Consider the following 26,337-nt stretch of genomic DNA (forward strand, 5'->3'; position numbering starts at 1 on the left):
CCAGTCTACGTCGAAGCCCCACCCGCGCGCGATGATCACTTGCGCGGCGCGTTCACGTCCGCGGGCTCCGCCGTTAATAGCACCGCCACCCGCCGGCGGGGTGATGTCGCCGCGAGCGTGGATAAGCCTCCCCCGCGCGACATAACAGCTCCAGTGGCCGATTGTCCAGAGAAAGTGTCGGTTGTTGGTCTGGCGTCCCTTGATTGCGGCCCTTACCGTGACCTGCATGACAGAGCCACCTCGCCCACCAGGTGAGAGCGGGTCGGGGTCGCCCCAGGACCCGGCCTCCTCCCCACCATCCGCCGGTGGATATTCGACACCGGGCGAGACACCCGCGCCCGGTTACCCGCCGCCCGCACCCCCGCCGCACGAGACGCCCGCGCCCGGATACGCACCACCGCAGTACGAGACGCCCGCGCCCGGATACGCGGCCGACCCGCCGCCCGGTTCGCCGCCGCCCGGTGGCTACGGCGGGGCCGGCGGTTATCCGCCCCCCGGCGGCTACCCGCCGGGTGGCTACCCGACCGGGGGCTACGGTCCGGGCTACGGCGGCCCGGCGCCGGCCGGATACGCCAACGGCGAGGAGAAGACGTGGGCCCTCATCGCCCACTTCGGCGGTCCCGTCGCCGTGATCGTCGGCGCCGGGCTGCTCGGCTGGGTGCCGCCGCTCATCGCGATGCTGGCGAAGGGGCCGCAGTCGCCGACGGTACGGGCCCACTCCGTGGCCGCGCTGAACTTCCAGATCACCTGGGCCATCGTCCTCGCGGCGAGCTGGGTGCTCACGGCCGTGACCTGCGGCATCCTCTTCTTCATCCCGGCCATCATCTGGGTGGTACCGGTGATCTTCGGGATCATCGGCGGGGTGAAGGCGAACGACGGCCAGCTCTACCGCTACCCGATGACCTACAACTTCGCGAAATAACCGCGAGTGAGCGCGGCGGCGCTACGGTGACTTCCTGTCGCGCCACGACCAGCACCACCCACCACACCGCCGCGACCGGAAAGACACCGGCGCCGCGAAGCGAACGAACGCGGCGAAACGGTCAGGTCAGATCGCGGACCACGGCGTCGGCGAGGAGCCGGCCGCGCAGCGTCAGTACCGCGCGGCCGGCCGCGTACTCCGCCTCGCCCAGCAGCCCGTCCGCCAGCGCCCGGGCCGCGCCGGCCCGGCCCTGTCCGTCGAGCACCGACAGCGGCAGCCCGCTGGCCAGCCGCAGCCGCAGCATCACGTCCTCCAACCGCCGGTCGGCCGCCGAGAGCAGCTCGCGGGCCTGCCCCGGGGACGCGCCGGCGGCCAACCGGGCCGCGTACGCCGCCGGATGCTTGACGTTCCACCACCGCACGCCGCCGACGTGGCTGTGCGCCCCGGGCCCGAGTCCCCACCAGTCGCCGCCCGACCAGTAGAGCAGGTTGTGTCGGCAGCGGGCGGCCGGCGTACGGGCCCAGTTCGACACCTCGTACCAGGAGAAACCGGCCTCCGCCAGGGCCGCCTCCGCGGCGAGGTAGCGGTCCGCGGCCACGTCGTCGCTCGGGTACGGCAGCTCGCCCCGGCGCATCCGGGCCGCCAGCCGGGTACCGTCCTCGACGATCAGGGCGTACGCGCTGACGTGATCCACCCCGGCGGCGACCACCTGCGCCAGCGACCCGGCGAAGTCCTCCGCGCTCTCCCCCGGCGTGCCGTAGATCAGGTCCAGGTTGACGTGGTCGAACCCGGCGTCGCGGGCCTCCCGGGCGGCGGCGGTGGCGCGCCCCGGGGCGTGCTGCCGGTCCAGGATCCCCAGCACGTGCGGCGACGCCGACTGCATCCCGAGCGAGATCCGGGTGTAGCCGGCCGCCCGCAGCGCCTTGAGCGACTCCGGCGTGACGGACTCGGGGTTGGCCTCGGTGGTCACCTCGGCGTCGGCGGCGAGCCCCCAGGTGCGGTCGATCGCGTCCAGGATCCGGGCCAGGTCGTCGGCGGGGAGCAGGGTGGGCGTACCGCCGCCCACGAAGACGGTGTCGACGCGGGCCGGCGGGGCGTCGGCCAGGGCCCGCCCGGCCAGCGCCAGCTCGGCGAGGACCGCGTCGGCGTACGACTCGCGGCTCGCCCCGCCGCCCAGCTCGCTCGCGGTGTACGTGTTGAAGTCGCAGTACCCGCACCGACTGGCGCAGAACGGGACGTGGACGTACACGCCGAACCCCCGGGCGCCGACCTCGGCGCGCGCGGAGTCGGGGAGAGAACCGTCGACGGGTACGGGTTCACCATCTGGGAGGGCGCCGGGCATACCCACTAGTGTGCCGGCATGACCTCAGCCGACGCGCTCGTGCGGGTGTCGACCGCCGATTCGGTGGCGACGCTCACCCTGGACAGCCCGCGCAACCGCAACGCCCTCTCCACCCCGCTGATGACGGAACTGCTCGCCGCGCTGGCCGGGGCCGTCGCCGACGAGGCCGTCCGGGTGATCGTGCTCTCGCACACCGGCCCGGTCTTCTGCTCCGGGGCGGACCTGAAGGAGACGGCGGCGGCGTACGAGCGGGGGACGGTGCCGGCGGCGATGCTCGGCGACGTGCTCACGGCGGTCTGGGAGTGCCCGAAGCCGGTGGTGGCCCGCGTCGCCGGACCGGCGCGCGCCGGCGGCCTGGGGCTCGTCGCGGCGGCCGACCTGGCGGTCTGCGCCCAGGAGGCCACCTTCGCCTTCACCGAGGTGCGCATCGGCGTGATCCCGGCGGTCATCTCCGCCACCGTGCTGCCCCGGCTGACGCCGCGCGCCGCCGCCGAGCTGTACCTGACCGGGGAGACCTTCGACGGGCGGCGGGCCGAGCAGATCGGCCTGGTCACGGCGGCGGTCCCGGCCGAGGAGCTGGACGCGACGGTGGCCGGCTGGTGCGCCGCGCTGGTGCGGGGCGCGCCGGGCGCTCTCGCGGGAGCGAAGGAGCTGCTGCGCCGCCGGCCGGCCCCGGGCGGGTTCCGCGCCGAGCTGGCCGAGTTGGCGGAGCTGTCGACCGGGTACTTCCGCTCGCCGGAGGGGCGCGAGGGGGTGCTGGCGTTCCGGGACAAACGCTCGCCTTCCTGGGTGACCGGTCGATAACGCTCAGGTGACGGCTCGGGGGACGCAACGGGACGTACGCTGGATCGCAGACTGAGACAGGGGGTGCCGGTTGCGGACTCGGGCTCTGGTGGTGGGTTCGGTGGTACTGGCCGTGGTCGCCGGGTTCGGGGCGTATCTGGGATCGCGCGAGTTCGGCCACCAACTGGCGATACCGAGGCCGCGCGGGTGCACCGTCGAGGCGGACGGCCGGGTGGTGCTCAACCCGGAGCAGATGGCGAACGCCGCCACCATCGCGGCCATCGGGGTACGCCGGAAGATGCCGGAGCGGGCCGTGGTGGTCGCGCTGGCGACCGCCTTCCAGGAGTCCAAGCTGGAGAACCTGGCCGGTGGCGACCGGGACTCGATCGGGCTGTTCCAGCAGCGCCCGAGCCAGGGGTGGGGCACCCCGGAGCAACTGCGGGATCCGCGGTACGCGACGGAGCGCTTCTACGCGTCGCTGAAGCGGGTACGCGGCTGGGAGCAGATGCGCGTCACCGACGCCGCGCAGCGGGTGCAGCGCTCGGCCCATCCGGAGGCGTACGAGAAGTGGGCCGACGAGTCGGCGGTGCTGACCCGGGCGCTGCTGGGCCAGGCGACCGGGGCGGTGGCCTGCACGGTCGCGCGCAAGCCCGCGATGCGGGGCAGCGTGGCCACGGCGGCGCTGACCGAGGGGCTGACCGCCGACTGGGGGAAGCCGCCGCTGGCGGAGGTGGCCGAGTTGACCGGGCTGGCGGTACGGGCCGCCGACGACCAGTCGGGGTGGCGGTACGCGCACTGGCTGGTCTCGCACGCCGACGAGCACGGGGTGAAGCGGGTACGGTTCGGCGCGCTCGAATGGCGGGCCGACGACGGCCAGTGGTCGCGGGTGAAGGATGCGACCTCGGCGGACCGGCTGGTGGTCGCCGAGGTCTTCGCCGACGTCTGACGAGGCGTCGCGCTCTCCCGGGCGCAGGCATCCGCGCGGCTGACGACCACGTCGCCGGCGGCGTCTCGGGCCGGCGGCACGCGGGTCGGATTACGGGCACCACCCGACGTCGCCGGGCCACGAATTGGTTGGCAGCGGCCCGATTTCCCTGCTTCCTTTTACCCGCAGTGATCGCACAATCGGACAATAGCCAAGTTATTGGTCAGCCCTGATCCCCGAAATCACTCACCGCGTCCGGGCCGCTTCGCTAGGTCCCACGATCCGCCAAACCGCCGCGCGACAGTCGAGAGCGCGACGCGACGTCGCAGGAGCGCGAGTTACCATCGGCAGCCTGTTTGCCAAAACAAGGCTTCCTCATGGGGAGGGGATGGACGCGGTGTTCGATTACGGTGGCCGGACCGGTTACGAACCGATCAGTGACGTCGAGCGCAAGGAATTCCACGAGCAGGGCTTCCTGCTGCTCCGCAACGTCCTGACGGAGGACCACCGCGCGGCGCTGGAGGAAGCGGTCGACCGCGTGTACGCGGAGGAGAAGGCCGCCGGCCGGACCACCAAGGACGGCACGCTGCACCTGCTCGGCTTCCTGGAGCGCGACGAGCTCTTCGGTGAGCTGCTGACCCATCCGATCGCCTTCCCCTACATGTGGGGGCTGGCCGGCTGGAACATCTACACCCACCACAACCACCTCGACGTGACGCCGCCGGCGCTGGAGCCGGAGAAGCCGTACTGGGGTTGGCACCAGGACGGGTACCGGCAGAACTCGGATCCCGAGACGATGGACCCGAACGTGCCGCGGCCGATGTTCTCGCTCAAGGTCGCGTACGTCCTCTCCGACCTCTCCGAGAAGGGCCGGGGCGCCACCAAGGTGATCCCGGGCAGCCACCTGTGGAACTCGCTGCCGCGCCCGGCCGACCTGACCGTGCACAACCCGGACCCCGAGGGGACCGTCGAGATCACGGCGAACCCGGGTGACGCGTTCATCTTCGACCGCCGCCAGTGGCACTCGCGCTCGACGAACCTGTCGAACATCACCCGCAAGATGCTCTTCATCGGCTACACGTACCGCTGGATCCGGCCGCTGGACGAGCTGCACCCCGACAAGGACGGCGAGTGGTACCGCAACCGCACGCCGGTCCAGCGCCAGCTGCTCGGCGAGGGTACGCACACCGCCAACTACTGGGGCATCAACTGGGACGGCTACATCGACGACGAGATCCCGCTGCGCAAGGAGCTGAAGGAGCGCGGCCTGCTCGACCGCAACATCCCCTGGCTCCGCTGAGCGGCGTCCGGCACACCTGACCGGGGGTACCGCCCGCGACCACACGTCGCGGGCGGTACCCCCGGTCTCGTCGTATCGCGGGGCGGTCCCGCGGGCGCGCCGCGCCGGCCCCGCCCCTCCCGGTTCCCGCTCGACCTCAACCGTGGTCGAGCCCTCAACCTTGACCCCGTCGTCGACGAGAAGACGGGGTGCGTGATGAGAGCAGCGGCGTTCGACCGGCCGGGCGGCCCGGAGGTGCTACGGCTCATGGAGATCGAGACACGACGGGCCGGCGCCGGGCAGGTCCGGGTCAGAGCCGCCGGGGTGCAGCCGTACGACTGCGCGGCGCGGGGGACACCCTGCTCGTCCACGGCGCGGCCGGCGCGGTGGGCACCGTCGCGGTCCAGCTGGCGGTCGGGTGGGGCGCCACCGTGATCGGTACGGCCCGCGAGGCCAACCACGAGTACCTGCGCTCGCTCGGCGCGATTCCGGTCGCGTACGGGGAGGGGCTGGCGGACCGGGTCCGGGCGGCCGCCCCCGACGGCGTCGACGCCGCCCTCGACGGGGCCGGCGGGGACGCCCTGGAGGTCTCGCTGGCCCTGGTGGCCGACCGGGACCGGATCCTCACCCTGGCCGAGCACGGCCGGGCGGCGGAGCTCGGCATCCGGGTCACCCCCAACCTGCGGTCGGCGGCCCGGCTCGCGGAGCTGGCCGACCTCTACGCCCGGGGGAACCTGCGCATCCACGTCCGCGACACGTTCCCGCTGAAGCGGGCGGCGGACGCGCACCACGAGGTGGAGACCGGGCACGGCCGTGGCAAGGTCGTGCTCACCGTCGGCTGATCCCCGCCGGGACGTCGCGGACCGGACGGCGAGCCCTCGCCGTCCGGCGCCCCGCCCGGGAAACGGCCGCCCGCCGGCCGGGCGCCGGCGCCGTACGCTGGGCGGATGGTCGGAGCATTCCCCCGAGGCCGTACGGCCTGGTGGGATCTCGCGCTCTGGGCGGTGCTGGTCGCGGTGGTCGCGGCCGAGTCGTGGCCGCACTTTGGCCAGCTGGCGGCCGGGGTCGGCTGGTCGGGCCTGGTGGTGCTGGTCGGCCGCTGGCGACCGGGGTCCGCGTTGCTGCTCGGCACCGCGGCGAACCTCGTGCAGCTGGCGGAGCTGTCCGGATCCCGGGCCTGGCCGGTGCTGGTCTCCGCGGCGGCCGGTCTCCTGGCCGGCCGACGGATGGGCGACACCCTGGCGGCCGCCGCGATCTTCTCGGGCGTGGGCGGGGCGGGGCTGCTGGTCGCGGCGGCACGGGGCGACGTCTGGCGGTGGCTCGACGTCGCGGTGCCGCTGCTCTTCTTCGGCGTGCTGCCGTGGCTGGCCGGCCGGTACGCCCGGCTGCGCGCGCTGCTGGCCGCCGCCGGTTGGGAGCGCGCCGAGCGGCTCGAACGGGAGCGGCGGCTGGTCGCCCGCGAGGCACGGCTGCGGGAGCGTACGCGGATCGCCCGGGACATGCACGACTCGCTCGGCCACGAGCTGAGCCTGATCGCGATGCGGGCGGGTGCCCTGGAGCTGGACCGTGACCTCGGGGAGCGGTACCGGACCGCGATCGGGGAGCTGCGCGCGACCTCGGTCGAGGCGACCGAGCGGCTGCGGGAGATCCTCGGAGTGCTGCGCGACGAGGCCGAGGCCGAGGCGGTGCCGGTGGCGCCGGCCGGGGAGCGCGTCGAGGAGCTCGTCGCCCGGTGGCGGCCGGCCGGGACCGACGTCGAGCTGGTCGCCACCGGTACGCCCGGGGCGGTGCCGCCGCTGGTCGACCGGACGGCGTACCGGGTGGTGCAGGAGGCGCTGACCAACGCGGCACGGCACGCACCGGGTGCGCCGGTCGCGGTCCGGCTCCATCACGGCGCGACGACGCTGACCGTCACGGTGACGAACGGCTCCCCGGCGACCGGTGCTCCGCCTCCGCCCGAGGCTACGTCCCCGACGGTCTCCGGCGGCGGGCACGGGCTGCTCGGCCTGCGGGAGCGGGTGCGGCTGGTCGGCGGGTCGCTGCGCGCCGGCGGTCGGTCCGGTGGGTACGAGGTCGTCGCGGAGCTGCCCTACGCCGCCGCCTCGGCTGGCGTCGAGGACGGCGGCAGGGACGGCGGCGAGGACGGTGTCGGGGCCACGCCGGAGGCGGGGTCGCCGTCGGCGCGGCACCTGTCGCGGGTGCGGCGGGCCGCCCGTCGGGGCATGGTCGGCGCGGTCGCCGTACCGGTGGTGATCGGGACGGCCGTCTTCCTGGTCCTGCTGGTGCTGCGCTGGTACGAGGTGACCCACTCCGTCCTCGACCCCGCGGCCTACGACGCGTTCGCCGTCGGAGCGCAGCGCGGCGTCCTCGCCGGCGAGCTGCCGCCCCGGCAGGTGGACGGGCGGCCGCGGGTGCCGGAGCCGCCCGTGCCGGCGGGCGCCCGGTGCGAGTACTACCGGACGACGCGCGACCTGTTCGCCGGCCCGATCGACGTGTTCCGGTTGTGCTTCGCGGAGGGGCGGCTCGTGGACAAGACGGTGGTACCCGGGACGGCCCGATGATCCGGGTATTGATAGCGGACGACGAGCCGATGATCCGGGCCGGCGCGCGGGCCATCCTCGGCTCCGATCCGGAGATCGAGGTGGTCGCGGAGGCCGGCGACGGCCGGGAGGCGGTCGCCCTGGCCCGCGAACACCGGCCCGACGTCGCGCTGCTGGACATCCGGATGCCGGGGGTGGACGGGCTCACCGCCGCCGAGGAGCTGCGCCGGTCGGTGCCGGAGACGGCGGTGGCGATGCTCACCACGTTCGGCGAGGACGAGTACGTAGCCCGGGCACTGGCCGCCGGTACCAGCGGGTTCCTGCTCAAGGCGGCCGATCCGCGCGACCTGGTGGCGGGTGTCCGGGCCGTCGCGGGGGGTGCCGCCTATCTCTCACCGAGGGTGGCCCGGCGCATCATCGGCGAGGTGAGCGCCGGGCGGCTGACCCGGGGCGCGGTGGCCCGGGAGCGGATCGCCGACCTGACCCCGCGCGAACGCGAGGTGCTCGCGCTCGTCGGCGCCGGTCTATCGAATGCGGAGATCTCCCGGCGTCTCTTCCTCGTCGAGGGGACGGTGAAGAGTTACGTGAGCGCCATCCTCGCCCGGCTCCAGGTCAGGAACCGGGTGCAGGCGGCGATCGTCGCCTACGAGGCCGGGCTGGTCGACGACGCCGGCGGCTGACGCGGCCCGCGGAGGCGCGGAGTTCCTCGCGCGGCGGGCCCAGCGGACCAGCTCGACCAGCACGGTGACGCTCGCGGCGAGCCCCAGCCCGAACAGCAGCCCCTTGACCTTGTCGTGCTCGAACGCGGCGCCGCCGAGGTATCCGACCAGGGCCGAGTAGAGTCCCCACGATCCGGCCGCGAGCGCGTCGAACAGGGCGAACCTGCGCCGGGGGTAGCCGACCGCGCCCGTGGTGAGCGTCGCCGCGGTCCGGCCGCCCGGTACGTACCGCGCGACGACGAGCAGCAGCCCGCCGCGTACGGCGAGGGCGTCCGCGGCCCAGTCGAACGCCCTGCGGCGGCGGCTGCCGGGCCGGAGCCGGTGCGGCAGGCGACTCCCCGCGCGCCGGCCGATCTCGTAGGAGATGTGGTCGCCCACGAACGCGCCCAGCGCGGCGACCCCGATGACCGGTAGCAACTCCGGTTCGCCGCTGGCGGCGAAGACCCCGGCGGTGATCACCATGGTCTCGGACGGCACGACCGGGAAGAACCCGTCGAGCACCGCGATGGCGAACAGCGCGAGGTAGACCCACGGCGACGTGATCGCCGACTCCAGCATTTCCATCATGGAACGGACGGTACGAAGCTCACGGCGCCGCCATCAGCGGACGAAAGAGGTGCGACGCCCCTGACTTTTCTCAGGGGTGCGGCCGTGACCTTCGACAGATCCGGCCGGCGGGGCGGATCGGGCCGATGGGCGGATCCGGCGCTGGGCGTGCGGATCCGGGCGGAGCGGAGCCGGCGGATCAGTCGGCGCCGGCTCCCGCCGGGGAGGTCGTCGACGGCGGGGCGAGCCGGCGCTGGACCCGTGCCCGCACGTAGCCGGGGAGTTCGGGGGCGTCCAGCAGGCGGGGCAGCAGCGCCGGTTCGCCGGTGAGGGCGCGGAAGACGTCGCCGATGGTGACCCCGTGCTCCGGGCGGTGCACCACCTCGATCGCGTCCCCGGCGCCCACCTCGCCCGCGCCGACCACCCGCAGGTACGCCCCGGGCGTGCCGCGCCGGGTGAACCGCTTGATCAGGTCCGGTACGCCCCAGTAGCCGGCGAACGTGGCGCAGGGGGTGCGGACCGTGCTCACCTCCAGCAGCGCCGAGCCGACCGCCCAGCGCTCCCCGATCACCGCCCCGGTCAACTCCACGCCCCGGGTGGTGAGGTTCTCGCCGAAGGCGCCCGGCGGGAGTTCACGCTCCAACTCCCGCTCCCACCAGGCCGCGTCCTCGCGCCCGTACGCGTAGACGGCCTTGTCCACCCCGCCGTGCGCCGACCGCTCGCCGATGAAGTCGCCGGCCGCCCCCTCCGGCCCGAGGCTGACGCGGCCGGCGGCGGGGCGCTTGTCGATGCCGCTGCGCCCGCTGCTGTCCCCCGCCCAGGCCGCCTCGGTGACGACGCCGAGGTTGACCGATACCAGTTCACCCGTCATGGCGCCAGCCTACGGTCCGCCCGTGGCGACCCGGCCACCCCTTTTCGCGCCCCGCCGGCCCAGCATGTGCGCCGCCGGCCCGCGCCTCGGGCTCAGCCCTTCACGGCGCCGGCGGTGAGGCCGGTGACCATGCGCCGCTGCACCACCACGAAGAAGATCATCACAGGCAGGGTGAGCAGGGTCGAGGCGGCCATGACCGCCCCCCAGGCGGTGTCGTCCCGGCCGAAGAAGAAGGTCAGCGCGACCGGCGCGGTGTAGCGGTTCTCCGTACTGATGAAGGTGAGCGCGAAGATCAGCTCGTTCCACGCGGTGATGAACGAGAAGATGCTCGTGGCCACGAGGCCGGGCGCCACCAGCGGCAGCAGGATCCGCCAGAAAACCTGGAACCGGTTCGCCCCGTCGATCGCCGCCGCCTCCTCCAGGTCCTTCGGCACCGCCGCCACGAAGCCGCGCAGCATCCAGACCGCGAACGGCAGCGAGAAGCCGAGGTAGACCAGGATCAGGCTGGGCAGCGTGTTGTAGAGCCCCAGTCGACGGATCATCAGGAAGAGCGGGATGACCAGCGCCTCCAGCGGGATCATCTGCACCACCAGCAGCATGACCAGGAACGAGGTCCGCAGCCGGAACCGGTAGCGGGCCACCGCGGTCGCCGCGAGCAGCGCGATCAGCCCGCTGAGCAGCACCGTGGCGCCCGCGACCAGCGCGCTGTTGGCCAGGAACCGCGGGAAGCCGACCCCGGGGATCAGCTCGCCGGCCAGGACGTCCCGGTAGTGCTCCAGCGTCGGGTGGGCGGGCAGGGGCCGGGGCGTGGCGGAGAAGATCTCCCGGTTCGGCTTGACCGACGTCGAGATCATCCAGAACACCGGGAAGACGGCGAAGGCCGCCACCACCAGGCCGGCGAGGTTGGCGGCCACCCGTGCGGGGCGAGGCCGGCGCCGCGTCGTCACGACTCCTCCTGGCGTAGCACCATGCGTACGTAGATCGCCGTCACCACCAGCAGGATGACGGTGAGGATCACCGCGATCGCCGAGCCGACCCCGTACTTGGGCGGGGGCGAGAAGGCCACGGCGTACGAGTAGATGGCCAGCATGAAGGTCGACCGGTCCTGGGTGCCGCCGGCCAGGACGAACTGCTGGGTGAAGACCTTGAAGTCCCAGATGGTGGAGAGGACCACGAGCACGCCGAAGACCGGGCGCAGCAACGGGAAGGTGATCTTCCAGAAGATCCGCCAGGACCCGGCGCCGTCGGCCCGGGCCGCCTCGTACAGCTCGCCCGGCACGCTCCTGAGCCCGGCGAGCACGCTCACCGCCACGAAGGGGAAGGAGTGCCACACCACCACGAGGGTGAGCACCCCGAAGAAGGTCAGCGGCGAGTTGAACCAGCCGTACCCGGTCCAGTCGGTGCGGCCGAACAACGCCCGCGACAGCCCGTCGGGCAGCTCGTTGAAGGCCCAGGTGACCAGGCCGCTGGTGTCGTCGAAGAGCCACTTCCAGACGATCGCGCCGGTCAGCGCCGGGGTCGCCCAGGCCAGCATCACGCAGCCGCCGACGAAGGCCGCCATGCGCCGGCCGAGCCGGTTGAGCAGCAGGCCGACCAGGGTACCGAGGATCATCGTGAGGACCACGTTCGCGGCGGCGAAGAGCACGGTGTTGCGCAGCACCGTGCGGAAGAACGGGTCGCCGAGGATCTCGCCGTAATTGCCCAGCCCGACCCACGGCCACTCCCGGTCGCCGCGCAGCTCGCGGATGCCCAGCTGGTGGAACGACATCACCACGACCTGGCCGAGCGGCCAGAGCAGCAGTACGCCGATCACCGCGAGGCAGGGCAGGAGCAGCAGGTACGGTATCCGGTCCGGCCGGCGCCGGGGCCGGCGTACGCGCACCGCGCGCTCGCCGGCCTCGACGGTCTCCGGTACCCCGGTCAGCGTGCTCACTTGGCGTTGAGGATCTGATCCATCTCGGTGGCCGCGGTGGCGACCGCCTGGTCCAGACCCGTGCCCTTGATGATCGAGCTGTTCATGGTCTGGGTGACGGTCTTGTTGCGGCTCACCTCGACCCACTTCGGAGTGTTCGGAGTGGACTTGGTGTGCTGCATGACGGTGGCGAACGGCGCCATCAGCTTGTCGTTGGCGTACGCGTCGGGCGAGGTCAGATCGGAGTAGACCGGGAAGAACTTCAGGCCGGTCGCCCACTTCTGCGCGTTCTGCTTGTTGAGCAGCACCGTCACGTAGTCCCAGGCCAGCTCCTGCTTCTTGCTGTCCTGCCAGATGGCGACGTCGGAACCGCCGGCGAAGGCGGGCGCCGGCTGCCCGGTCGGGCCGGGGATCGGGAACGCGCCCCACACCTTGGCGATGTCGGGGTTGGCCTTGGTCATCGCGGTCTGCGACCAGCTGCCGGCGACGGCCATCGCGGCCTTGCCGGTGGCGAACTGCGTCTGCGCGTCGAGCTCGTTCCAGCCGGCCGCCGCGGGCGGGGCCACCTTCTGCACGGTGACCAGGTCGGTCCAGAACTTGATCGCCTTCTTCGCCTCGGGCGTGGTGTAGCCGGACTTCCAGGTGTCGCCCTGCTTGGTGGCGATCTCGCCGCCGGCCGACCAGAGGAACGAGTAGAAGGGCAGCTCCGAGTTGCCGGGCAGGGCGAAGCCGTAGGTGCCGGGCTTGCGCTGCTGCACGGTCTTGGCGACCGTCACCAGGTCGTCCCAGGTCTTCGGCGGTTGCAGACCCAGCTCGCTGAACCAGTCGGCGCGGTAGTAGATGGCCCGCACCCCGGCGTACCAGGGCACGCCGTACTGCTTGCCGTCGAGCTGCGCGTTGCGCAGCAGGTCGGGCAGGATGTCCTTGCCCTCGGGCCAGTTGGCGAACCGGTCGCTCACGTCGGCGAGCGCCTCCTGGGCGGCCCAGCCCTGCGTCTCGGTGTTGCCGAGTTCGGTCACGTCGGGGCCGTCACCGCCGGCCAGCGCGGTCTGGAACTTCTTCGGCGCTTCCAGCCAGGGGATGTACTGCACGACGACGTCGGTGTCGGGATGCTTCTGCCTGAACTCGGTCTCGACGCCGTCCAGGAAGGCGTTCTGCTGGTCGCTGCCGGCGCCCATCATCCAGACCGTCAGCTTGCTCGTGTCGGCGCCCTCGTCGTCGCCGGACCCGCCGCAGCCGGCGAGCAGCATCGCGGCCGAGGCCATCACGGCGGTGACCGGAACCAACCCTCTCCACCTGTTCACGACACGTCTCCCTCGCACCCATCCGGCACTAACCTTCCCCGCCGCACCCTAGTGGGAAAAAATCCTTTACGACAGGGGATGGCTGCGGAAACTCTCCGGGCGGCCCGGGAGGGTCACCACCAGCAGCGTAGGGGGCGCCGGGCCGTACGGCCGGGCGCCCCCTACGCAGATTGCCAGAGAAACTAGCGCGACATCAGTACCGGCTCACGCTGCGGCGCCCGCCGATGCCCGAAACGATCGCCACCGCGATCGCGGCCACGACCACCTGGACGAGCAGCTCGCCCCAGTCGACGCCGGAGGTCTCGGTCGCGATCCCCACCGCCCGGGCCAGCACCGTGCCCAGTAGCGCCGCACCCACACCGATCAGCATGTGCAGCCACATCGGCATGTTCTGGCGGCCCGGCACGATCAGGCGTCCCAGCGCACCGACGATCAGGCCGACGATGAGCGCGGAAATGATGCCCACAACAGTGAGTTCCATGGTCGTCCTCCTCCGGGGGTCCACGTCTTGTCCGTGTGACCGCTTAGTTCCCGGGTGCTCAGGAACCCAAACCGGATCGAAGTCCGAGTTGTCGCGCCGCGTCCCGCACGGCGGCGTCCATCGTGGCGAACGCGAGCGGCGGCGGGTCGACCAGGTCGTACCAGGCCAGGTCGGCGGACTCGGCCGGGTTCAGGCTGATCTCCCCGTCCGGGAGCGTGGCGAGGTAGTAGCTGTCGAGCACGGGCAGCCGCTCGCCCTGGAAGTCGTAGTCGCCCAGGTACATGCCGACGAAGTCACCCAGCCTGATCTCGACGCCCAGCTCCTCCCGGGCCTCGCGCACCGCCGCGTCGGCCGGGTGCTCCCAGCCGTCGCAGAAGCCGCCCGGCATCTCCCACCGCCCGGCCATCGGCTCGGCGGCCCGCAGCAGCGTCAGGAACCGGGTACGACCGTGGGAGTCGTCCAGCACGATCAGCCCCACGGTCGGGCGAGCGTTGACGAAGAGCTGGTAGCCGCAGCCCGGGCAGCTGGTCGGCGGTGCCGCCGGCAGCCGCCCACCGCAGCGGGGACAGAACGAGGCGTCGGGGCCGTACCCGCGCGGGGTCACTTCTTTCCGCCGGACGAGCGTCCGTCCCCCCCGCTGTCCGAGGTGGAGAGCGCGGCGATGAAGGCCTCCTGCGGTACCTCGACCCGGCCGACCATCTTCATCCGCTTCTTCCCCTCCTTCTGCTTCTCCAGCAGCTTCCGCTTGCGGGTGATGTCACCGCCGTAGCACTTGGCCAGCACGTCCTTGCGGATCGCGCGGATGGTCTCGCGGGCGATGACCCGGCTGCCGATCGCCGCCTGGATCGGCACCTCGAACTGCTGGCGCGGGATGAGGGTACGCAGCTTCGCGGCGATGTTGACGCCGTAGTTGTACGCCTTGTCCTTGTGGACGATCGCGCTGAACGCGTCCACCGGCTCGCCGTGCAACAGGATGTCGACCTTGACCAGGTCCGACACCTGCTCGCCGGAGGGCTCGTAGTCCAGCGAGGCGTAACCCTTGGTACGGCTCTTGAGCTGATCGAAGAAGTCGAAGATGATCTCGGCGAGCGGCAGGGTGTAGCGCAGCTCCACCCGGTCCGTGGAGAGGTAGTCCATCCCCAGCAGCGTGCCGCGCCGCCCCTGGCACAGCTCCATCACCGCGCCGACGTAGTCGTTCGGGGTGAGTACGGTCGCCCGCACCACCGGCTCGTGCACCTCGGCGATCTTGCCGGTCGGGTACTCGCTGGGGTTGGTGACCGTGACCTCGGTACCGTCCTCCAGCACCGCCCGGTAGACCACGTTCGGGGCGGTCGAGATCAGGTCCAGACCGAACTCGCGCTCCAGCCGCTCGCGGATGATCTCCAGGTGGAGCAGGCCGAGGAAGCCGCAGCGGAAGCCGAAGCCGAGCGCGCCCGAGGTCTCCGGCTCGTAGCTGAGCGCGGCGTCGTTCAGCTTGAGCTTGTCCAGCGCCTCGCGCAGGTCGGGGTAGTCCGAACCGTCGATCGGGTAGAGGCCGGAGTAGACCATCGGCTTCGGGTCCTTGTAACCGCCCACCGGCTCGCTGGCCGGCCGGGCGTTGATGGTGACCGTGTCGCCGACCCGGGACTGCCGGACGTCCTTCACGCCGGTGATCAGGTAGCCCACCTCGCCGACCCCGAGCGCGTCGGCCTTCTGCATCTCCGGCGAGATGACACCGATCTCCAGCAGCTCGTGCACGGCGCCGGTGGACATCATCTTGATCCGGTCCCGGGCCTCGATCCGCCCGTCCACCACCCGGACGTACGTCACCACGCCCCGGTACACGTCGTAGACGGAGTCGAAGATCATGGCACGGGCCGGCACCTCCGAGTTCCCGGTGGGGGCCTTGAACTGCCGGACGATCTCGTCGAGCAGGTGCGGCACGCCCTCCCCGGTCTTGCCGGAGACCCGAATGCAGTCGCTCGGGTCGCAGCCGATCAGGTGCGCCAGCTCCTCGGCGAACTTGTCCGGCTGCGCCGCCGGCAGGTCGATCTTGTTGAGCACCGGGATGACGTGCAGGTCGTTCTCCAGCGCCAGGTAGAGGTTCGCCAGCGTCTGGGCCTCGATCCCCTGCGCCGCGTCGACCAGCAGCACCGCGCCCTCGCAGGCCGCCAGCGAGCGCGAGACCTCGTACGTGAAGTCCACGTGCCCCGGAGTGTCGATCATGTTGAGCACGGCGCGCTCGCCCTGCTGGGCGCCCTCGCGCACGGTCCACGGCATGCGGACCGCCTGGCTCTTGATGGTGATGCCACGCTCCCGCTCGATGTCCATCCGGTCGAGATACTGGTCACGCATCTGCCGCGGGTCGACCACGCCCGTGAGCTGGAGCATCCGGTCGGCCAGGGTCGACTTGCCGTGGTCGATGTGAGCGATGATGCAGAAGTTCCGGATGCGACCGGGGTCGGTAGCACCGGGAGCGTTCACGCCGGAGTCGGGCGTCGGTGGCACAGCGGTCCGTTCTTCTCGGCTGGATGATGACAGCGCGGGCCGGCAGAGTCCGGCCCGTTCCTATGGTCCCACGGGGCGGTAATCCCGCGCTCGCGGTGCTCGCGGCGCCCAGCGGCGGCACGCTCGCTCGCTACTCGGGCGGTGGTTCGGTGAAGAGGGCCGCGAGGCGGGGCAGGTGGCGCCGCGCCTCCTCCTCGTCGTCGAAGTCCCAGAAGTCGTCGCTGATCTCCGGGTACGGCACCGGGTCCGGGTCGGGCGGCAGCTCGGCGGCGGTGGCCTGCCGGTACGCGTCGGCGGCGATGCCCAGCATGCGCTCGCTCTCGAACTCCTCCCCGGTCGCGGCGGCCTGGCGGATCGGGGGCAGCTCGGCGAGGGTGTCCGGTTCGGCGACGGCCCGGGCGAAGACCTCCCGTCCCTGGCCGATCAGCCAGCCCCGGAAGTACTCGAACCCGTCGTCCGAGGCGCCGCCGTTGATCAGGTACGCCGCGCCCCACAGGTCCACCCGGTACGACGCCGCCAGCACCCGCCGCAGGTGCCGCTGCCAGCCGGCGATCTCGGTGACGTCCCGCCGGGCCAGCAGCGCGGCGGCCCGGGTGGCGATCGCCTCGGTGTCCCCGCCGGCACCGGTCCGAGCCTCGTCGATCAGCGCCCAGAACGCATCGGTCCTCATGACCCGGCAGTCTGACAGACCGGGCGCCGCCCGCGCCGGCAGCGGGTGCGGCCAGGGGTCGGGCACGATGGACGGGTGCGCCCCATCTCGCTGCCGGCCGTCCCGTACGACGCGACGGCGGTACGCCCCGACTGGGCCGAGCTGCCGGCGCCACTGCGTACCGCGATCGAGGACCGGCTCGGGGCGCCGGTGGTCGCGGCCCGGACCGCCGGGGCGGGCTTCACCCGGGGGTTCGCCGCGGTGCTCGACACGGCCGGCGGCGACCGGGTCTTCGTCAAGGCCGCCTCCCTGAGCGACCAGCCCGACCTGTGCGACTGGTACGCCCGCGAGGCCGCCGTCACCGCCGCCCTGCCGGCGGGGATCGCGGTACCGCGACCGCGCTGGAGCCTGGTGGCCGCCGGTCACTTCGTGCTCTGCCTGGCGGCGGTCGACGGGCGGGTGCCCGCGCTGCCGTGGCGCCCCGCCGAGCTGGAGGCCACCCTCGCCGGGTACGCCCGGATCGCCGTGGCGCTGCGCGAACCGCCGGCCGAGCTGCTCCGCGTCGGGCTGCCCACGCTGGCCGGGCTGGCCGTCGCCGACCTCGCCTGGTGGCGGGAGATCGCCGCCGGCCACGAGCCGATGCCCGCCCTGCCGCCACCGGTACGCGAGCGGCTGCCCGAGCTGGTGGCGCTGGAGTCCCGCCTCCCCCGGTACGCGGAGACGGGGTACGCGGAGACCGGGTCGGTGATCCACTGCGACCTGCGGCTGGACAACGTGCTGATCGACGGCGACGGGCGGGCGTGGTTCTGCGACTGGAACTGGCTCTGCCACGGGCCGGCCTGGTTCGACCTGGCCGGGCTGCTGGTCACCGCGTACGCCTCCGGGCTGGACGCGGATGCGATCTTCGCGGCCCAGCCCGCGGCCGCGGGCGCCCCGCCCGACGGGCTGGACGCCGCGCTCGCCGCGCTCTGCGGGTACTGGCTGGTCCGGGCCGAGGCCGGGCCGACCACCGCCTCGCCGCACGTACGGGGACACCAGCGGTGGAGCGGGGAGCTGGCGCTGGCCTGGCTGGCCGAGCGCCAGGGCTGGACGGAGCTGGCGCCCGGCGGCGACCTCCGGTAGCGGCGGTCAGGGGGTCGACGGGATCCGCCCGCCCACCGCTCCGGCCTCGACGCGGGGGTGCGCCTCGGTGGCCTCGGCCCGCGGCCGAACCTGGGTACGGTCTTCGGTCCGGCCGCGGGCGCCGGCCTCGCCCCGGGCTGCGCGGGGGCCTGAGCTGCGGTGCGCCGTCCGGCCGTTTTGGTCCCGACCGCGCCGACCTGGTAACCTGGCTCTTCGCGCGCGGCGACGCGATACCGTCGCCTGCGCGGCAAGCAGACCAACCCGAGCTACCAGGACGAGGCTGTCGCGTGGCGAACATCAAATCCCAGATCAAGCGCAACCGGCAGAACGAGAAGCGCCGGCTGCGCAACAAGTCGGTCAAGTCGTCGCTGAAGACCGCGATCCGCAAGTTCAACGCGGCGAGCGAGGCCGGCGACGCCGAGCTGGCCACCACGCTGATGCGCGACGCGTCGCGGATGCTGGACAAGGCGGCGAGCAAGGGTGTGATCCACCAGAACCAGGCGGCCAACCGCAAGTCGGCCATCGCCAAGCGCCTCGACTCGATCGCCGCCTGACACCCGGGTGCCCGTAGGCCCCGCCTCGGGCGTACGCCCGACGTGAATCTTTCGAGACGCCGCCCGAGCTGACTCGGGCGGCGTCTTGGCGTGCCCGCCGCCCCGCGCTCATTCGACCCGGTCGGCGCGTCGCGGACCGCGCGGCGTCTTGGCGGGGCCATCGCCCCGCGCGCCCACTCGCCGCGGCCAGTGCGTTTCACCACCGGTACGCCGCCCGCCCGGGTGCGCGCGGCGCCGCTCGTACGACGGGTGCCCGCCCGCACGATCCGGGCGGCGCCGCTCGTACGACGGACGTCACCCGTAGCGGCGCCTGCCCGACTGGCGGGCCCGTTGCGGGGCGGAGGTGGGCGGGTCGAGGCCCGGTGGCCACTGCCACGGCTGCTGCTGTTCGAACTGCTCCAGCGGGTGCGCGTTGAGCGAGCAGCCCTTCGGCCGGCGGGGTCGGCCCGTCGCCGGCGGTTCGGTCCGCTGGACACCGCGTGGCTGCTGGGTCGGGCCCGGCTCGGGCGGCCCGTCGTCGTCGATCGGCCCCTCCAGGGTGAGGCACCGCTCCCGTACGGACCGGGGCAGGGCCAGCGGGAGCCGCCGAGCGTCCCGGACCAGGGTGAACCAGCCGGGCCTGCGGCGTACCGGTCGCGGCGGGACGGGCACGCGGATCGGCGGGGCGGGCGCGGCGAACGCGACGGTGACGGACGATTCCGGTACCGCGGCCCGGCCCACCGCCGGCTGCATCTCGCGGCGGAACCGCTCCCGCTCCGCCTGCGGTACCCGGGCCGCGGAGCGCGCCACGGCCGCGGCCACCTCGTCGTTGACCTTGACCATCGCGGCGACCGAGGCCGGCAGGAGCAGCACGGCCCACCAGCTGACCAACTCCGCCAACCCGAGCAGCACCGCGAAGCAGACGGCCCCCTCGAAGAAGAAGAAGCAGAGCAGCCCGCCCGGGTTCACGTGGCGCAGGCCGAGCACGCGCGAGTACAGCGGCCGCAGCCGCTCCTCCTCGGGGCTCGGTCCCGCCCAGGCCGGACTGGCCTGCCGGGTCACCACGGACCGCCCCTCATCGCGGGCAACCTTTCCCATGGATCATCCGGCACCGCTTCCCCGCCGGGCCCGGGCGACGGCGAAGACGGCCCGTTCCAGCGCATAGCCCCGGTCGTCGGAGCCGCCCTTGACGGCGGCGTTGCACTCGGCCGCCGCCTGCATGGCGTCGACCAGCCCCTCGGGGGTCCAACCGCGCCCCTGGCGCTGCGCGCGCTCGATCTTCCAGGCCGGCATCCCGAGGGTGCTCGCCAACTGGTACGCGCTGCCGCGACCGGCCGAGGCCACCCGGGCGACCGTACGGACGCCGTCGGCGATCGCGTCGGCGATCGGTACCGGGTCGACGCCGACGTGCAGCGCCCAGCGCAACGCCTCCAGCGCACCGGGCACGTCGCCGACCATGGCGGCGTCGGCGACCGTGAAGCCGCTCACCTCGGCCCGTCCCCGGTAGTAGCGGGCGACCGTGTCGACGCCGATCTTCCCGTCGGTGTCGGCGAGCAGTTGGGAGCAGGCGGAGGCGATCTCGCGCAGGTCGTTGCCGACCGCGGCGAGCAGCGCCTCGGCCGCCTCCTCGGTGCAGCGTCCGCCGCCGCGCTTGATCTCCTCGCGAACGAAGGCGACCCGCTCGCGGTGCCCCTTGAGCTTCGCCGCGGCCACGACGTGCGCGCCGGCCGTACGCAGCCCCTCGGCGAAGGCCTTACCCTTCGCGCCGCCGGCGTGCGCCACGATCAGGTGCACGTCGGGGTCGGGGTTCTTCGCGTACGCCAGCAGCGCGGCGACCAGGTCCTTGCGGGCGTCCTGCCCGGCCCGCAGTACGAGCACCCGCCGGCCGCCGAAGAGCGACGGGCTGAGCATCTCGGCGACCTCGCCCGGGGTCAGCGCGCCACCCTCGTACTCCCGGACGTCCGCGTCGGGATCGAGGTCCCGCGCCGCCGCGACCGCCTCGGCGACCGCGCGGCTGGCGAGCAGTTCCTCGTCGCCGAGGACGAGGAGAACGGGAGCGAGGTTGGCAGCGGTCACGTCCGTCATACTCGCACGCGATCAGCGCGCATTCGGCCTGCTCTCCGCTCTCTTCGCGGTTGACCCCGCACTTAGCGCAAATCAAGACATTTATCTTAATCCCGGGTAATCTCCTCCAGAATATCGTGGAACTTCCACGCGTACCTGCTTCAAAGTGTTCGCCCAACTGCGCTGAGTACGCGAACGGCGCGTCCTGCCAGGGGTCCTGGCCGCCGCTCCCCCGGCCCGGTTCCCGGGGCCACCGCGAGCACGCCCACCCCGGGCGAGCGCCACTATCCGGCGGTCCCGGCCCGGGGCCCGGTCGACCGGGAGACCTTCCGCACGTACGTCGTCCTGGTGCCGAGCGGCCGGCCCGCGCCGTCGACGGCCCGGAGTTCGGGTACCGCGGCTCCGCGCTCGTCCACAAGCACCGAGTGCTCCTCGCCCGCGCCGAAGGCGTGCCGCTCGCCCCACTGCCGGAGCGCGACGACCGTGGTGAACAGGTCCTCACCGGCCTCGGTCAGCACGTAGGTCTGCCGCCTGCCCGAGGGCGCCGGCTCCTGGGCCAGGATGCCGTGCTCGACGAGCCGACGTAGGCGGTCGGTGAGGATGTTGCGGGCGATCCCGAGACGGTCGCGGAATTCCGTGAAGGTGGCGGCGCCGTCCATCGCGTCGCGGACGATGAGCAGACTCCACCGGTCGCCGACGAGGTCGACGGTTCGCGCCACCGGACAGGTCGGATCCGTCCAGCGATCACCGCCGGGAGCGACCGGCTGCCGAGCTGCCATGATCCACGTACCCCCAATGAGTTGCGTTTCGAAACCATTCTGCCCTACCCTCCAATCGGTTGCAAAATGCTACTGAACGGGGAAGCTGGTGCCGGAGGGCTTGGACGGTCGGCGAAGGTCGCTGCTCGCGGTGGTGTGCGCGGTCGCAGTGGCGAACATCTACGCCGCGCAACCGGTGCTGGCGGACGCCGGCGCCGATCTCGGATTGCCGGCAGCCGACCTGGGCTGGCTGGTCGCCGCCGGTCAGGTCGGGTACCTGCTCGGGCTCGTCGCGCTCGTACCGCTGGGCGACGTGCTCGACCGGCGCCGGCTCATCGCCGCCCAGCTCGCGCTGACCGCCGTGGGGACCGGCGTCGTCGCGGCTTCGAGCACCGCCCCGTTCGCGCTGATCGGGCTGGGCGTCGCGGGGCTGTTCTCGGTGGTGGTGCAGATCGCCGTCGCGTACGCCGCGGCACTGTCACCCGCGCGCGAACGAGGCCGGAACATCGGCGTCGTCACCTCCGGCGTGGTGATCGGCATCCTCGGCGCCCGTACCGTCGCCGGCTTCCTGGCCGACCTGGCCGGCTGGCGTGCCGTGTACGTCGCGCTGGCCACGGCCTCGCTGCTCCTGGCGGTCCTGGTACTGGCCGCGCTGCCGCCGGAGCGCCGCGAGCAGGACCGCGCCGGTTACCGGCGGAGGGTCGCCGCGATGGGGCGGCTCGTCGCCGGGGACCGGGCGTTCCGCGGCCGGGCACTGATCGCCTTCTTCCTGTTCGCCTCCTTCGGGACGCTCTGGAGCGGCATCGCGCTTCCGCTCGGCGCCGCCCCCTGGCACCTGACGCCGACCCAGATCGGCCTGTTCGGGTTCGCCGGTCTCGCCGGCGCCCTCGCCGCCGCCGGTGCCGGCCGCTGGGCCGATCGCGGATACGCCAGTCCGGTCGCCGGCTGGTCCCTGCTCGCCCTGATCGTCTCGTGGGCGCTCAGTGGACAGGCCGGACGTTCGCTGTGGCTGCTCGGCGCCGGGATCATCCTGCTCGACTTCGCGGTGCAGGCCGTACACGTCAGCAACCAACATCTCCTCACCTCGTCGCACCCCGAGCGGAGCAGCGCGACGATCGGCGCGTACATGGTCTTCTACTCGCTCGGCTCCGCCCTCGGGGCCATCTCGACGGCTTGGGCCTACGCGGCCGAGGGCTGGCCGGGAGCGGCGCTGCTCGGTGCGGGCTACGCCGCCGCCGGACTCGTCGTGTGGGCGGCACACCGGCGGCATCCGGTGCCCTCGCCGACCAACGCTGCGCCCTCGGCGATCAGCGCTGCGCCCTCGGCAATCAGTGCTGCGGTGACCGACGCCGCTCAGGGTCGGCGCACGCCGCCGCCGACCGACGCGGTACCAGGCCGGCTCGGGCGAAACCTGCGGTTGTGACGCCGCCTCGACCGGAGCCCGGCGCGGCACAGCGTTCTCCTGTTCGCGTACTACCTCCTTCCGCGCTCGACGGAGCCGAGCCCGTGCCTGGCCACCGCGAGACGACCGTCCCGGACTACCGCCGCCGAGTCGCCGTCGGCGTCGGTACGCAGCACCCGGGCGCCGCCCCGGGCCAGCCGGGACAGGATCGCCGGGTTCGGATGGCCGTACCCGTTGTCAACCCCGACCGAGACCAGCGCGACGGTCGGGTCGACGGCGTCGAGGAAGGCGGGTTCCTGGTAGGCCGAGCCGTGGTGGGCCACCTTGAGCACGTCCGCCCGCAGGTCCGCGGCCGGCAGCCGGTCGAGCAACGCCCGCTGCTCCTCGGTCTCGGCGTCGCCGGCGAGCAGCACGGTCACCCCGTGCACGCGGGCCCGGAGCACCAGGGAGTTGTTGTTCGGATCCGACCTCGTACCGCGCATCGGCTGGGGCGGTCCGAGCAGCGTCAGCTCCACCTGTCCCGCCGCGTACGTCCAGCCGGCCTCGACCGGCCGTACCGGCGCACCGGCCGCCGCGGCCGCGACGCGGACCGCCTCCCGGCCCGCCGCCGGTTCGGGCCACTGCGGAGTGGCGACCGCCGCCACCCGGCGCCCCCGGAAGACTCCCTCGACGCCGCCGGTGTGATCCAGATGGAAGTGACTGATGATCAGCAGCGGTACCGCCCGCACCCCGAGCCGGCGCAGGCAGCGATCGGCGGCCGAGGGATCGGGTCCGGTGTCGACCACCACCGCCTGGCCGGCCGCGACCGGTAGCACGACCGTGTCGCCCTGACCGACCGCGCAGGCCACGATCGCCCAGCCGGCCGGCGGCCAGCCGGTCGCCACGAGGCGCACCGGCAGCGCCCCGACGACCACGGCGACCGCGACGACCGCCAGCAGCCGGCGCACCAGCGGGTGGCGGGCGGCCACCAGCAGCGCCACGGTGAGCCCGCCGAGCAGCAGCCCACCGGCGGCGCCGCCCAGCCAGGGCAGGGTGCCGGCGGGCAGCCGCGCCCCGTACCGGGCCACCAGCACCAGCCACCAGGCGGGCCAGCCGCCGAGCCAGGCGGCGAACTCCGCACCGGCCGGCCAGAGCGGCGACACCACGGCGGCACCGACCCCCAACACGGTGGCCGGGGCGATCGCCGGTACCGCGAGCAGGTTGGCCGGCACCGCCACCACGCTGATCGTGCCGGAGAGCCCGGCCACCACCGGCGCGCAGGCGAGCTGCGCCGCGGCCGGGATCGCCAGCGCCTCCGCCACCCCCGCCGGCACGCCCCGCCGTCGCAGCGCGTCGCGCCACCGGGGCGCGATCAGCAGCAGCCCACCGGTGGCCAGTACCGAGAGCGCGAAGCCCGGGTCACCGGCGAGGTCCGGGTCGACGACGACCAGGACCGTGACGGCGCCTCCCAGTGCGGGCAGCGCGGCGCGGGGGCGACCGGTGGCGAGCGCGAGGAGCCCGACCGCCCCCATCGCGGCGGCGCGCACCACGCTGGGCGAGGGGCGGGCGAGGATCACGAAGCCGACCAGCGCCAGGCCGCAGAGGACGGCGGCGAGCCACGGTCCGGCGCGGCCCCAGCGCGCCAGCAGCAGCACGAGACCGATCACGATCGCCACGTTGGAGCCCGACACGGCGGTCAGGTGGGTCATCCCGGTGGTACGGAAGTCCTCCTCGACCTCGCTCGGCAGCCGGCTGGTGTCGCCGACCACCAGACCGGGCAGCAGGCCCCCGGGCTCGTCGGGCAGCGGGGCACAGGCCCGTTGCAGCCCCGCCCGCAGTACGCCGGCGGCGCGCTGGGCCCACGAGGGGCGTCCCCGCGGCTGCGGTGCCGTGTCGACCGAGAGGACGGCGGCGGTCAGGTCGCCGCCGCGCGGTACGGCCAACCGTCCCTGGGCGACGAGGCGCTGGCCGGGCAGGAGCCGCCGCCAGCCCGGGTCGCTGGCCAGGACCAGGATCCGGGCCGGGGCCTCGATCCGGCCGGTCCCGTCGGCGGCGCGCAGCCAGACGAGCCGCGCCGGCACGAGGTGCGTCGACGGTCGACCGGCCGGCCCGGAGACGGCCCGAGGGTCGTCGCGTACCACCAGCTCCGCGGTGACGTTCGTGCGCTCGACGGCCAGCCGGGCGAGGGCCGCCGCGTCGCGTACGGCCAGCCGGGGGGCCGTGGCGGCGCCGCCGCAGACCGCGCCGAGCAGCACCGCGACCACCAGCCAGCCGTACCGCTCGACCGTGCCGGAGCGGCCGGCCCGGAGCAGGTGGGCGGCGGCGCCGAGCGCGGCCGCCCCGGCGACGGCGACGACGACCAGGACGGTCGGGGCGCGCAGGTGGAGCCCGGCCAGCGCGGTGAGCCAGGTGGCGACCGCGAGGCCGGCCAGCCGCAGGTCCGGTGGCCGGTCACGCGGTGGTTCGACCGGCGCGGGGACTGCCGGCGGGGCGAGGGCTGCGGGCGGGGCGAGGGCTGCGCGCGGGGCGAGGGCTGCGCGCGGTGAGGGCGCCGTGGGCACCGCAGGCGCCGCTGGCGCCGTCGGGGTCGCCGGGGTTGCCGGCGGCGCGGGCGGATCCTCGGCTCGGGACCGGAACCGCCGGCCCGCCGGGTGGTCGCCGGTCATCAGACCGTCACCAGGTCTTTCAGCTCCTCGTAGCGCGCGTCCCCGATGCCCTGCACCTGACGCAGGTCGCCGACCGAGCGGAAACCGCCGTGCTGTTCGCGGTGGTCGAGGATGCGCTGCGCGAGCACCGGCCCGACCCCGGGCAGGTTGTCGAGCTGCGCCAGCGTCGCGGTGTTGAGGTTGATCTTGCCGCCGCCGGCGCCGGCCGGGCCGGAACCGCCGGGGCCCGCGCCCGGCTCGGCCACCCCGGCGACACCGGGCGGGGCGGTGACGCCGACCAGGAGCAGCTCGCCGTCGGCGACCTTCCGGGCCAGGTTCAGCAGCGCGGGATCGACTCCGGGGAGCACGCCCCCGGCGGCGTCCAACGCGTCGGCCACCCGCGCCCCCACCGGCAGGCGGACCAGCCCGGGCCGGCGTACCTTGCCGGCGACGGCGACCACCAGCTCCGCCGAGCCGGGGCTCGGGCCACCGGTCCGGGCCGGGTCGGGACCGGCGGACGGACCGGCGGCGTCGGCGACCGGAACCGGCTCGGTGCGGGGCCGGGCGTACCACGCCCAGCCGGCGGCGCCGAGCACCACGACGCAGGCCACCACCGCGATGGCCTTCACGCCGCGACGCCCCGGATCGAAGGCGCTCGGACCGGCCAGCCGGGCGAGACCGCCCGCGACGGGTGCGGGTGCGGGTGCGGGTGCGTCGAGTGTCGGCCCCGCGTCGGTCGCTCCGCTCGGCGACGCTCCACTGGGCGGCGCTCCACTGGGCGATGCCTCTCTGGGCGATGCCTCTCTGGGCGGCGCTCCACCGAGTGGCGGATCGGCGGAGAGCGGGGTGTGGAGTAGCCGCTCGGTTGACAACGGCTCGGCGGGCAGCGGCGCGCGGGCCAGCGGGCCGGTGGCTCTGGCCAGCAGCCGGGCCAGCCGCGCCCGCACCAGGTTCTCCTCGTCGTCCGGCACGGGAGGAAGTCAACCGTTGGGCACCGGCCCGCGCCGGCTCCGTCGGCTCGGCTGTGGACGGTACGGGCGGCTGTGGAAAAAGCCCTGATCATGGCTCGATCTG

22 protein-coding genes and 3 pseudogenes are annotated in these 26,337 nt (G+C 73.7%); 10 read left to right on the forward strand and 15 right to left on the reverse strand.

Translation table 11 applies throughout. From position 1 onward, the window contains the following. The first annotated feature begins 226 nt into the window (after window positions 1–226). Entirely contained in the window at window positions 227–922 is a 696-nt protein-coding gene (locus AB0J86_RS22920; protein ID WP_363859624.1) for a DUF4870 domain-containing protein, read from the forward strand. A 121-nt stretch (window positions 923–1,043) separates the two neighbouring features. Here AB0J86_RS22920 and hemW read toward each other — a convergent pair whose 3' ends face one another. After that, window positions 1,044–2,264, reverse strand: coding sequence for a radical SAM family heme chaperone HemW (gene hemW / locus AB0J86_RS22925; RefSeq protein ID WP_363859625.1), 1,221 nt, complete (start codon window positions 2,262–2,264; stop codon window positions 1,044–1,046). Window positions 2,265–2,282: 18 nt separating this feature from the next. Between hemW and AB0J86_RS22930 the strand changes: the two genes are divergently transcribed. The 6 genes and pseudogenes from AB0J86_RS22930 (at window position 2,283) to AB0J86_RS22955 (ending at window position 8,471) form a co-directional block, all read left to right on the forward strand. Continuing rightward, window positions 2,283–3,068 carry an enoyl-CoA hydratase-related protein gene (locus AB0J86_RS22930; protein WP_363859626.1) on the forward strand — a complete coding sequence of 262 codons (786 nt, stop codon included), beginning with the start codon at window positions 2,283–2,285 and terminating at the stop codon, window positions 3,066–3,068. A 70-nt stretch (window positions 3,069–3,138) separates the two neighbouring features. Beyond that, window positions 3,139–3,993: a hypothetical protein gene (locus AB0J86_RS22935; RefSeq protein WP_363859627.1), complete on the forward strand. Its 855-nt coding sequence runs from the start codon at window positions 3,139–3,141 to the stop codon at window positions 3,991–3,993. A gap of 367 nt (window positions 3,994–4,360) precedes the next feature. After that, window positions 4,361–5,272: a phytanoyl-CoA dioxygenase family protein gene (locus AB0J86_RS22940; protein WP_363859628.1), complete on the forward strand. Its 912-nt coding sequence runs from the start codon at window positions 4,361–4,363 to the stop codon at window positions 5,270–5,272. Between the two features lie 195 nt (window positions 5,273–5,467). Then, a pseudogene (locus AB0J86_RS22945) lies at window positions 5,468–6,093 on the forward strand (zinc-binding dehydrogenase). Between the two features lie 105 nt (window positions 6,094–6,198). Continuing rightward, window positions 6,199–7,812, forward strand: coding sequence for a histidine kinase (locus tag AB0J86_RS22950; RefSeq protein ID WP_363859629.1), 1,614 nt, complete (start codon window positions 6,199–6,201; stop codon window positions 7,810–7,812). Beyond that, complete coding sequence (locus AB0J86_RS22955) at window positions 7,809–8,471, forward strand: response regulator transcription factor (protein ID WP_363859630.1); 663 nt, start codon at window positions 7,809–7,811, stop codon at window positions 8,469–8,471. Before AB0J86_RS22950 ends, AB0J86_RS22955 begins: the two co-directional genes overlap by 4 nt. A gap of 24 nt (window positions 8,472–8,495) precedes the next feature. On the opposite strand, the pseudogene AB0J86_RS22960 reads toward AB0J86_RS22955, so the two are convergent. The 9 genes and pseudogenes from AB0J86_RS22960 to AB0J86_RS23000 form a co-directional block, all read right to left on the reverse strand. Then, a pseudogene (locus tag AB0J86_RS22960) lies at window positions 8,496–9,077 on the reverse strand (DedA family protein); the annotation flags it as partial. A gap of 178 nt (window positions 9,078–9,255) precedes the next feature. Then, window positions 9,256–9,927: an MOSC domain-containing protein gene (locus AB0J86_RS22965; protein WP_363859631.1), complete on the reverse strand. Its 672-nt coding sequence runs from the start codon at window positions 9,925–9,927 to the stop codon at window positions 9,256–9,258. A gap of 92 nt (window positions 9,928–10,019) precedes the next feature. Then, window positions 10,020–10,874: a carbohydrate ABC transporter permease gene (locus AB0J86_RS22970; RefSeq protein WP_363859632.1), complete on the reverse strand. Its 855-nt coding sequence runs from the start codon at window positions 10,872–10,874 to the stop codon at window positions 10,020–10,022. Next, entirely contained in the window at window positions 10,871–11,860 is a 990-nt protein-coding gene (locus AB0J86_RS22975; RefSeq protein WP_363859633.1) for a sugar ABC transporter permease, read from the reverse strand. Before AB0J86_RS22975 ends, AB0J86_RS22970 begins: the two co-directional genes overlap by 4 nt. Beyond that, window positions 11,857–13,143 carry a sugar ABC transporter substrate-binding protein gene (locus tag AB0J86_RS22980; RefSeq protein WP_363859634.1) on the reverse strand — a complete coding sequence of 429 codons (1,287 nt, stop codon included), beginning with the start codon at window positions 13,141–13,143 and terminating at the stop codon, window positions 11,857–11,859. Before AB0J86_RS22980 ends, AB0J86_RS22975 begins: the two co-directional genes overlap by 4 nt. A 193-nt stretch (window positions 13,144–13,336) precedes the next feature. Continuing rightward, window positions 13,337–13,624: a GlsB/YeaQ/YmgE family stress response membrane protein gene (locus AB0J86_RS22985; protein ID WP_363859635.1), complete on the reverse strand. Its 288-nt coding sequence runs from the start codon at window positions 13,622–13,624 to the stop codon at window positions 13,337–13,339. Window positions 13,625–13,682: 58 nt separating this feature from the next. Beyond that, window positions 13,683–14,228, reverse strand: a complete 546-nt coding sequence (locus AB0J86_RS22990; RefSeq protein ID WP_363859636.1) for an NUDIX domain-containing protein — start codon at window positions 14,226–14,228, stop codon at window positions 13,683–13,685. Beyond that, window positions 14,225–16,111, reverse strand: a complete 1,887-nt coding sequence (gene lepA, locus AB0J86_RS22995) for a translation elongation factor 4 (protein ID WP_363859637.1) — start codon at window positions 16,109–16,111, stop codon at window positions 14,225–14,227. The genes AB0J86_RS22990 and lepA overlap by 4 nt, the downstream gene beginning before the upstream one ends. Before the next feature lie 130 nt (window positions 16,112–16,241). After that, the gene (locus AB0J86_RS23000) at window positions 16,242–16,781 is read right to left on the reverse strand and encodes a DUF4240 domain-containing protein (protein WP_363859638.1); all 540 of its coding nucleotides are present in this window, start codon (window positions 16,779–16,781) and stop codon (window positions 16,242–16,244) included. A 75-nt stretch (window positions 16,782–16,856) separates the two neighbouring features. Here AB0J86_RS23000 and AB0J86_RS23005 point away from each other — a divergent pair, with 75 nt between their 5' ends. Further along, entirely contained in the window at window positions 16,857–17,882 is a 1,026-nt protein-coding gene (locus tag AB0J86_RS23005; protein WP_363859639.1) for a phosphotransferase, read from the forward strand. A 287-nt stretch (window positions 17,883–18,169) separates the two neighbouring features. Beyond that, the gene (gene rpsT, locus AB0J86_RS23010) at window positions 18,170–18,436 is read left to right on the forward strand and encodes a 30S ribosomal protein S20 (protein ID WP_363859640.1); all 267 of its coding nucleotides are present in this window, start codon (window positions 18,170–18,172) and stop codon (window positions 18,434–18,436) included. Window positions 18,437–19,138: 702 nt separating this feature from the next. Here the strand turns inward: rpsT and AB0J86_RS23015 are convergent. The 3 genes and pseudogenes from AB0J86_RS23015 to AB0J86_RS23025 all read right to left on the reverse strand — a co-directional run. Further along, a pseudogene (locus AB0J86_RS23015) lies at window positions 19,139–19,513 on the reverse strand (hypothetical protein); the annotation flags it as partial. Window positions 19,514–19,516: 3 nt separating this feature from the next. Beyond that, on the reverse strand, window positions 19,517–20,500 hold the full coding sequence (gene holA, locus AB0J86_RS23020; RefSeq protein WP_363859641.1) for a DNA polymerase III subunit delta: 984 nt from the start codon (window positions 20,498–20,500) through the stop codon (window positions 19,517–19,519). A gap of 263 nt (window positions 20,501–20,763) precedes the next feature. Further along, window positions 20,764–21,198 (reverse strand): helix-turn-helix domain-containing protein, encoded by a 435-nt coding sequence (locus AB0J86_RS23025; RefSeq protein WP_363859642.1) that lies wholly within the window; start codon window positions 21,196–21,198, stop codon window positions 20,764–20,766. A gap of 148 nt (window positions 21,199–21,346) precedes the next feature. On the opposite strand from AB0J86_RS23025, the gene AB0J86_RS23030 reads away from it, so the two are divergent. Continuing rightward, window positions 21,347–22,660: an MFS transporter gene (locus tag AB0J86_RS23030; protein WP_363859643.1), complete on the forward strand. Its 1,314-nt coding sequence runs from the start codon at window positions 21,347–21,349 to the stop codon at window positions 22,658–22,660. A 50-nt stretch (window positions 22,661–22,710) separates the two neighbouring features. On the opposite strand, the gene AB0J86_RS23035 is transcribed toward AB0J86_RS23030, so the two are convergent. Next, window positions 22,711–25,056 carry a ComEC/Rec2 family competence protein gene (locus AB0J86_RS23035; RefSeq protein ID WP_363859681.1) on the reverse strand — a complete coding sequence of 782 codons (2,346 nt, stop codon included), beginning with the start codon at window positions 25,054–25,056 and terminating at the stop codon, window positions 22,711–22,713. Window positions 25,057–25,283: 227 nt separating this feature from the next. After that, window positions 25,284–26,234, reverse strand: a complete 951-nt coding sequence (locus AB0J86_RS23040) for a ComEA family DNA-binding protein (protein ID WP_363859644.1) — start codon at window positions 26,232–26,234, stop codon at window positions 25,284–25,286. Between the last annotated feature and the right edge of the window lie 103 nt (window positions 26,235–26,337).

This window comes from Micromonospora sp. NPDC049559 (genome assembly GCF_040676675.1).
Lineage (GTDB): Bacteria > Actinomycetota > Actinomycetes > Mycobacteriales > Micromonosporaceae > JBFAPK01.